The sequence below is a fragment of the Kineosporia sp. A_224 genome, from assembly GCF_002198655.1.
Classification (GTDB): Bacteria; Actinomycetota; Actinomycetes; order Actinomycetales; family Kineosporiaceae; genus R-H-3.
Genome location: NZ_MWLN01000225.1, coordinates 35,239 through 43,079 on the forward strand (window position 1 = coordinate 35,239; position 7,841 = coordinate 43,079).

Annotated in this window: 9 protein-coding genes; 5 read left to right on the forward strand and 4 right to left on the reverse strand. The window is 75.8% G+C overall.

The window, feature by feature from the left end; genetic code table 11:
* Window positions 1–169 precede the first annotated feature (169 nt).
* The gene (locus tag EDJALFJO_RS30090) at window positions 170–769 is read left to right on the forward strand and encodes a DM13 domain-containing protein (RefSeq protein ID WP_198950774.1); all 600 of its coding nucleotides are present in this window, start codon (window positions 170–172) and stop codon (window positions 767–769) included.
* Between the two features lie 28 nt (window positions 770–797).
* On the opposite strand, the gene EDJALFJO_RS30095 is transcribed toward EDJALFJO_RS30090, so the two are convergent.
* Both EDJALFJO_RS30095 and EDJALFJO_RS30100 read right to left on the reverse strand, forming a co-directional pair.
* Window positions 798–1,994 carry a sensor histidine kinase KdpD gene (locus tag EDJALFJO_RS30095; RefSeq protein WP_088290073.1) on the reverse strand — a complete coding sequence of 399 codons (1,197 nt, stop codon included), beginning with the start codon at window positions 1,992–1,994 and terminating at the stop codon, window positions 798–800.
* Window positions 1,991–2,719: a response regulator transcription factor gene (locus tag EDJALFJO_RS30100; protein WP_088290075.1), complete on the reverse strand. Its 729-nt coding sequence runs from the start codon at window positions 2,717–2,719 to the stop codon at window positions 1,991–1,993. The genes EDJALFJO_RS30095 and EDJALFJO_RS30100 overlap by 4 nt, the downstream gene beginning before the upstream one ends.
* 93 nt (window positions 2,720–2,812) lie before the next feature.
* Between EDJALFJO_RS30100 and EDJALFJO_RS30105 the strand changes: the two genes are divergently transcribed.
* From EDJALFJO_RS30105 to EDJALFJO_RS30115, 3 genes are all read left to right on the forward strand, one after another.
* Window positions 2,813–3,325 carry a macro domain-containing protein gene (locus tag EDJALFJO_RS30105; protein WP_143448873.1) on the forward strand — a complete coding sequence of 171 codons (513 nt, stop codon included), beginning with the start codon at window positions 2,813–2,815 and terminating at the stop codon, window positions 3,323–3,325.
* A 198-nt stretch (window positions 3,326–3,523) separates the two neighbouring features.
* Entirely contained in the window at window positions 3,524–3,832 is a 309-nt protein-coding gene (locus EDJALFJO_RS30110; protein WP_088290077.1) for a hypothetical protein, read from the forward strand.
* Between the two features lie 62 nt (window positions 3,833–3,894).
* Window positions 3,895–4,272, forward strand: coding sequence for a VOC family protein (locus EDJALFJO_RS30115; RefSeq protein WP_088290079.1), 378 nt, complete (start codon window positions 3,895–3,897; stop codon window positions 4,270–4,272).
* Window positions 4,273–4,282: 10 nt separating this feature from the next.
* Here EDJALFJO_RS30115 and EDJALFJO_RS30120 read toward each other — a convergent pair whose 3' ends face one another.
* Window positions 4,283–5,320, reverse strand: a complete 1,038-nt coding sequence (locus EDJALFJO_RS30120; RefSeq protein ID WP_088290081.1) for a pirin family protein — start codon at window positions 5,318–5,320, stop codon at window positions 4,283–4,285.
* Window positions 5,321–5,363: 43 nt separating this feature from the next.
* Window positions 5,364–6,155 carry a pirin-like bicupin family protein gene (locus EDJALFJO_RS30125; RefSeq protein ID WP_088290083.1) on the reverse strand — a complete coding sequence of 264 codons (792 nt, stop codon included), beginning with the start codon at window positions 6,153–6,155 and terminating at the stop codon, window positions 5,364–5,366.
* Window positions 6,156–6,584: 429 nt separating this feature from the next.
* Between EDJALFJO_RS30125 and EDJALFJO_RS30130 the strand changes: the two genes are divergently transcribed.
* Window positions 6,585–7,718: a hypothetical protein gene (locus tag EDJALFJO_RS30130; protein ID WP_088290085.1), complete on the forward strand. Its 1,134-nt coding sequence runs from the start codon at window positions 6,585–6,587 to the stop codon at window positions 7,716–7,718.
* Window positions 7,719–7,841 lie beyond the last annotated feature (123 nt).

Consider the following 7,841-nt stretch of genomic DNA (forward strand, 5'->3'; position numbering starts at 1 on the left):
AGATGCCTCGTCGTTACCCGCCTGTGCCGTTATGTCCAGAATTTTCATGATCTCCGAAGTGCGAGCGGCGTAAGAGTCGTGTAACGCGATGCCCTCCGCGGGCCACCGAGACTGGCGAAGGGGTCAGCGGTGACCCGCCGCGACGACGCGATCACCAGGAGGCCGCACCGTGGACGACCTTTCGACCGCCCCTGCACCTGGATCCGTGGAGCGGCGGCCGCGCAGGCTCGTCGCCTCGCTGCTCGTCGTGGCGGTGGTCCTCGCCGGTGCCGGGGTCGCGGCCTGGGTGTTCCAGCCCTGGCGGCTGTGGACGACGACCGTCGTGGCCGAGGCCGCGCCCGGCGCTGTGCCCGCGCCGGCCGGGACGCCGACCGCAGGGGCCCCGGCGCCCGCCACAAGGGCCTCGGGGTCGCCGTCCGCGGCCGGGCCGCAGGTCGTCGCGGCCGGTGACCTCGACTCCCTCGCCCACGAGACGACCGGCCGGGTCACGCTCGTCGCGCTCCCGGACGGCGGGCACGCCGTCCGGATCGAGGACCTCGCGACCTCCGACGGCCCCGACCTGCGGGTGTGGCTCTCCGCGCGGACCGTGGCGGACGTCGAGGACGCCGAGTCCGGCCGCTGGCTCGAGCTCGGGCCGCTGCGCGGCAACCGCGGGGCGCTCACGTACCCGGTGCCGGCCGGTACCGATGTCTCGGAGTTCGCGAGCCTCGTCATCTGGTGCAAGCGGTTCTCGGTCGGTTTCGGGGCGGCGCCGCTGACGGTGGCCTGAGCCGCGGGCCCGAGCCGGTGACCGGCTGCTACCCGGTCCGGTCGCCGTCCCGCGGGCCGGCGACCGGCACCCGCAGCTCGAACCGGCAGCCGCCCGGCACGTCCCCGACCGTCACGTCGCCGCCGTGCGCCCGGGCGACCCCGCGGGCGATCGCGAGGCCGAGCCCGCCGCCGCCGTCCGCGCCCGGCGTCCGGGCCGTGCTCGCCCGCCAGCCCGGCTCGAAGAGCCGCTCGACGTCGGCGGCCGCGATCCCGCCGCAGCCGTCCTCGACGCCGACGACCGCGACCGGGGCGTCGTCCGCACCCCGGGGGTCGACCCGGACATTGACCCGGACGTCGACCCGGACGTCGGCCCGGACGACCGAGCCCGGCGCCGAGTAGCGGACGGCGTTCGCGACGAGGTTGCCGACGACCCGGGCGAGTGCGCGGCCGTCGCCCCGCACCTGGATGCCCTGGTGCGGCCCGGGGTGCGCGACCGGCGCGACGGTGACCCCGCGGGCCGCCGCCCCGGCGGCGGCGGCGCCGGTGACGTCGCGGACGAGCGCGGCGAGGTCGAGCGGGGCGAGGTCGAGCAGGACGGCACCGGCCTGGAGCCGGGAGAGCTCGAAGAGGTCGTCGACGAGGCCGCCGAGCCGGTCGACCTCCTGGAGGATCTGACGGTGGTAGCGGGCCGGGTCGGCGGCCAGGCCGTCCTCGAGGGCCTCGGCCATGGCCCGGACCCCGGCGAGCGGGGTGCGCAGGTCGTGGCTCACCCAGGCGACGAGCTCGCGGCGCGAGTCCTCCAGGGCGCGCTCGCGGGCGCGCGCCGCGGCGAAACGGTCCCCCGCCGAGACGAGCTCGGCATGGATCTCTGCGAGCTCGAGCAGGTGCGGGGTGTCCCCGTCGTCCCGCCCGCCGTCCGCGGTCCGCCGGGCCAGCCGGCGGACGGCGACGACGTCCCGGACGACGACCCGGCCCGCGACGACGGCCACGGCGAGGGCGACGACCCCGGCGACGAGGCTCACCCGGACGACGACCCCGAGGTCGTGGGTCGAGATGAACATGGCCCGGGCGGCGCCCCAGACCCCCGCGACGAGCGAGGCGACCCCGACGACGGCGGTCGCGACGAGCGTGGACCGCACCGAGCGGCGCGGCGCGAGCCGGACGACGAGCAGTCCCACGACCCCGACAGCGCCGGACCAGGCCAGCGCCAGCAGCACGACCTGCACGCCGGCCGGGACCGTCATGCCTGCTCCCAGCGGTAGCCGACGCCCCACACGGTCGCGAGGAGCGCGGGGGCCGACGGGTCCGCCTCGATCTTCTCCCGCAGCCGGCGGACGTGGACGGTGACGGTCGAGGTGTCCCCGAAGTCCCAGCCCCACACCTCGCGCATGAGCTGCTCGCGGCTGAACGCCGTCCCCGGGTGGGCCATGAGGTGGGCGAGCAGGTCGAGCTCGCGGGCGGTGAGGGTGAGCGGGGCGCCGTCCCGGGTGACGGTCCGGGCGGCGAGGTCGACGACGAGCCCGCCCGCGACGAGGCGGCGCCGGCCGGCCGCGGCGAGGGCGGCCGCCGGGCCCGGCGTGCCACCGCCCCCCGACGGTGCGGCCCGCCGGAGCACCGCCTGCACCCGCAGCACGAGCTCGCGCGGGCTGAACGGCTTGACGACGTAGTCGTCCGCGCCGCTCTCGAGACCGGCGAGCCGGTCCGCCTCGTCCCCGAGCGCGGTGAGCATGACGACGGGCAGGTCGGCGCGGGCCTCCCGCAGCCGGCGGCACACCTCGAGGCCGTCGATGCCCGGCAGCATGAGGTCGAGGACGACGAGGTCGGGCCGCTCCCGGGCCGCGACCGCGAGCGCCGTGACCCCGTCCGCGGCCCGGACGACGGTCAGCCCGGCGTCCTGGAGGTAGGCCGCGACGACGTCGGCGACCGTCTCGTCGTCCTCGACGACGAGCACGGTCAACGGGGCCGCCATGACCGCAGCCTAGGCGGCGGGGGCGGGCCCGGAGCCGCAGCCGGGCTCACCGGCCCCTTACGGCCCCGGCCCCCGCGTCGGCATGCTGGGAGGGTGAAGCTGCGCACCGTCGTCGGGGACCTCACCGGGCAGCCGGTGGACGCCGTCGTGCGCGTCGTCCCGCCGCCCCGGCGCCGGCGCACCCCGGACGACGAGCTCGGGCTGCTGCGTGCCGCCGGCCCGCAGGCGCTCGCCGCTTTCGAGGAGCTCCTCGCGCTGTCGCACCCGGCAGGTCTGCCCGCGGGACAGGCGGTCTCGACGACGGCCGGCACCCTGCCCGCACGCTGGCTCGTGCACGTGGCCGCCCCGCAGTACGACATCCGGGTCGACCGGGAGCACCTGCTCTCCGCGGCGTACCGGTCGGTGCTCGCGGTCGCCGACGCGCTCGGTGCCCGCACCCTCGCGCTGACCCCGATCGGGATGACCCAGCCCTACTGGCCGCTCGACGTCGCGACCCGGGTGGCCCTGACGACCCTGCCGAACACCCCGACCCGGGTCCGCGAGGCGACCCTCGTCGTCCGGACGCCCGCCGCCCTCGACGTCGTCGCCGCGGCGCTGGCGCGGTAGGTGCGCCGGCACTCCGGCGTGATCGTGACGGTCTCCGCGGCGCCGTGCCGCGGGATCGGTCACGACAAGCCAGTTCGAGCGGGCCGCCGCGCCGGTGCGATGCAAGACTCGCCCGATGCCCGAGGATGCGCTGCCGGTGCCGACGTACGACCTCGACACCGGGACGTCGATGCGATCACCCGCCGGGTCGTCCGGCCGGTGCTCGGAGCGCTGCTGCGGCCCGGCGAGGTCGACGAAGTCGACGTCAGCATCGGTCCGGACAGGTCAGGAGCGCCGGAGCACCTGTGGGGCACCCACCTCGGCCCCGAACCCGGCCGGTTCGTCTGGCTCCGTGTTCTCTGCTCGGGCGAGGCGTACGACCGCCGCGTCTGCGAGGTGACCGACCAGCCGGAGGACGCGTTCGCGCTCTCGTGCGACCTCTACTCGGACCTGAAGGAGTTCGTCGCGGAGAGCCGGTTCGGGTGGGGCCAGCTGCGCGACGGGGACTGGACGGTCCCGCCGCCGTGAGCCGCTCGCGCCCGGGACGTCGGCCCGGTGGCGTTGTCGGTGGGTGGTCGTAGGTTCGTCCCGTGATCGACCACGTGGGCATCCAGGTCGGGGACGTCGAGGCGTCCGTGCGGTTCTACACCGGCGTCTTCGCCGCGATCGGGCTCAAGGAGGTGATGCGCTTCCCCGTCGCGAAGTCCTACGCCGTCGGGTTCTCCGGTCCGGACGGCAACCCGGACTTCTGGCTCAGCCCCGCGTTCGGCGAGGAGCGGCGCGAGGCGCATCTCGCGCTGCAGGCGCCCGACCGGGCCGCGGTGGACGCCGTTCACGCCGCGGCGGTGGCCGCCGGGGTCGAGGTGCTGCACACGCCGCGGGAGTGGCCCGAGTACCACCCGGGCTACTACGCCGTCTTCCTCCGCGACCCGGACGGGCACAACGTCGAGGCCGTCACGCACGCCTGAGCGGCGCGGGTCAGCGCGGCAGCAGCCGCGTCGTCGGCGGGCCCGGCGCGGGCAACGCAGCAACGGGGTGGGACACGGGCGCGAACCTGCCGGACGACGGGCCGGGTGTCCGGCCGGCCTCCCAGTCAGCCCGCGCCGAGGCGATGTCGTCGTGGTCGCGGCCGACGAAGTTCCACCACATGACGAGCCGCTCGCCGAACGGTGCCCCACCGAGCAGGAAGACCCGCGCGGGGCCGTCGGCCTCGAGCGGCACGACGTCGCGCCCCGGCGGCAGGTGGAGCAGCGCGCCGCGCGGCACGGTGACGCCGTCGACCCGCACGTCGCCCTCGACGGGGAGGAGACCGTGCTCGAACGACGGGTCGAGCGGTACGCGGGTGGCCGCCGGCGCCGCGCCGGAGTCCCGGCGGAGCACGAGGTCGACGCCGACGATCGGCGAGTACGTCGCGGCCGGCGAGCGGACGGCGTCCGCGGCGTCCCCGCGGCCGAGCGCCCCCAGGACGACGGTCGCCGTCGCCCCCGGCAGGTCCACGGTCGGCAGCCCGGCGTGGTGCTCGAAGTGCGGCTCCTGGTGGCGGTCACCGTCGGGCAACGCGACCCACAGCTGGAGGCCGTGCATCGTCGTCCGGTCCACCCCGGCGCCGTCCGGGTCGCCCGCGTCGGCCGGTCCGTCGAGCACCGAGTCCTCCGCGTGCGCGATCCCCCGGCCCGCCGTCATGAGGTTGAGCTCGCCGGGGCGGACGACCTGCTCCGACCCGAGCCCGTCGCGGTGGAGCACCTCGCCCGAGTAGAGCCACGTCACCGTCTGCAGCCCGATGTGCGGGTGCGGCGGCACGTGCATGCCGGTCTCGGCGACCGGCGCCGGGCCGAAGTGGTCGACGAAGCACCAGGCACCGATCGTCCGGATCTGCTTGTGCGGCAACGTCCGCCGCACGAGGAGCGCCCGCGGGCCGCCGAGCGGCACCTCGCGCGGCTCGAGCAGGCTCGTCCCCGGGCCGTCCGGGGCGGGTGCGCCGTCCGTGCCGACGACGTCGGGGTCGAGCCTGCTCATGCGGTCCTCCGGCGGGTCGGTCCTGGCGGCGGCTGCCGCCGGGTCAGGAGAGCCGTGCGTGCATCTCCCAGACGAGGATCTCGGCGTCGGTCGACGCCGTGACCTTCTGGCCGCCGCCGAGGATCCGGGCGGCGTCGCCGTCCGTCAGCTCGCCTGCGCCCTCGAGCCGCACCGTGCCGCGCGGCACGAAGAGGTGGACGAACGGCGCCTCCGGCAGCGTCACGGTGTCGCCCGCGGACATCCGCGAGGCGAGCAGCGCGGCGTACTGGTTCTTGATCCGGATGGCCGCGTGGTCGGCGTGCCCGGGCATCCCGGACGCGACCGGGACCAGCCCGCCGCGCATGAGCTCGTCGGCGATCTCGAGCTGCTCGTAGCCCGGCGCGATCGAGCCCTCGTCGGGCACGACCCACATCTGCACGAAGTGCACCGGGTCGAGGTGCTCGGGGCCGCCCTCGAGGCGCCACGAGTCGTTCTTCTCGCTGTGCAGGATGCCGGTGCCGGCACTCATCCGCTGGGCCAGGCCGGGGTAGATGACGCCGCTGTGCCCGGTGGAGTCCTGGTGCACGAGCGAACCCTGCATGACCCAGGTGACGATCTCCATGTCCTGGTGGGGGTGCGTCTCGAAGCCGGTGCCGGGCTTGACGATGTCGTCGTTGTTGACGAGCAGCAGCCCGAAGTGGGTGTTCCGCGGGTCGCGGTGGTGCCCGAAGGAGAACGAGTGCTTGGAGTCGAGCCAGCCGCCCGCCTTCGTCACGAACCGCTCGCCGGCCCGCCGGACGTCGATGCCCGGGTCCACGACCTCGAGGGTCGACGCGCTCGCGGGGGTGTCGCTCATGGGTCCACGCTCCTGTCCGTCCCCACGAGTCTGCCGTGCCGGCTCGTGACCGGCGCGCCGTCCTCGTGGGTAGTTTTGAATTCAACTATCCGGAGAACGGTACAGGACGCCGGGACATTCCGGCAGCGGACGACGGGGGCGGACGACGGGGGCGGGCGTGGCCTCGAAGAGGCGCCGGAACGCCAGGAGGCGGGGGCCGGTGACCTCCCCGTGGAGTCACCGACGCCCCGCCCCGGGGACCGCCCCCGGTCCCGCCTCAGCGACGATAGTCATCGCTACGCATGTTTGAAAGCGTTCTCCACGCCTGTCCACTACTTGTCAACTATGGTGTGACCCGCGTATGGAGGCCGTGTCAGGGCGGTTGATCTCGGGGCCATCGCCACATCCGCCGGTACCGGGCGGACGACTTACGGGGCACGTGTGGCAACGATGACCGGGGGAACCTCCGGGCCGACGCCGGACGGGCGGGCCGACGACGGCCCGACCGTCGTCGCGGTCCGTCACGACGACCTGGGCGGCCTGCGGGTCGAGCGGTCCGGCAGGAACGGTGCGCCGGACCTCGACGCGCCGCCCGAGGACGACGGCGACCACGGCGACCCGGACGACGTCGGGCAGGTCGACGTCGACACCCTCAACCGCGACCTCATGGCCCTGCGCAAGGGCCGCGCGCTGCAGTCCCCGGGGCTGGTGTCCCGGCTCGGGCCGGCCCTCGTCGCGGCCCTCGACCTCGACCTCGCCCTCCCGGAGACCGAGCTGCGCCGGCTGGCCCAGAGCGGCATCGTCGAGGCGGCGCAGGCGCTCGCCGGGGACCTGCGCGAGGCCGTGCTCGTGAGCCTGGCCGTCGACGGCTGGACGAACGTGCCGCTGCTCACCGACCGGATCGACGCCATCGCGACCGCGATGGACCGCGACGCCCGGACGGCGCGACGCCGGCTCGACGCCGCGACCCGCCAGCTCGCCGACGCCCTGGCGTCCCGGCAGGCCGGCGAACCGGGCAACCCGTTCGCCCCGACCGGCTGGTACGTCGAGAGCCTCGCGGCCACCATGCGGCTCGACTCGGCGTCCGCCCGGCTCACCGAGGACCGCGTCATCGTCGCCGACGCCGACGGGCTCGACACCGTGACGGCGACGCTGAGCGTCCAGGCGCTCGAGCCGGGGACCCTGCCCGAGCTCGGCATCGTCGCCGAGGCGGGCTGCCGGATCCGGGGCGCGCACCGCGTCTCGGAGAGCCACTGGCGGTACGAGCTGGCCCTGCCGCGGCCGCTGCGGGCCGGCGAGCGCCACCGGTACGTCGTGAGCTTCTCCGCGGACCGGGACCGGATGCGGCCGCACTACGTGCTCATCCCGCTGCGTCGCACGCGGCGGTTCTCCGCCGAGATCCGGTTCGCCGACGCCGACGCGGTGGCGCTCGCCTGGCGCCTGGACGGCGTCCCGCCGGCGGTGCTCGAGGACGCGCACCCGACGACCCGCACGCTGACCCCGGACGAGACCGGGGTGATCCGGGTCCGGTTCGAGCAGGTCGTCCAGGGGCTCTGCTACGGCGTCCAGTGGCGCTGGGCCTGACCACCGACCGGCCCGCCGACCACTGACCCGACCGCTCGTCCGGGGCCGGCCCGTCCACACCCCCGGACCGGGCCCGGCTTGTCCACAGGGGCATGCCCCGACAGCCCCGGACCGTCACCCCCG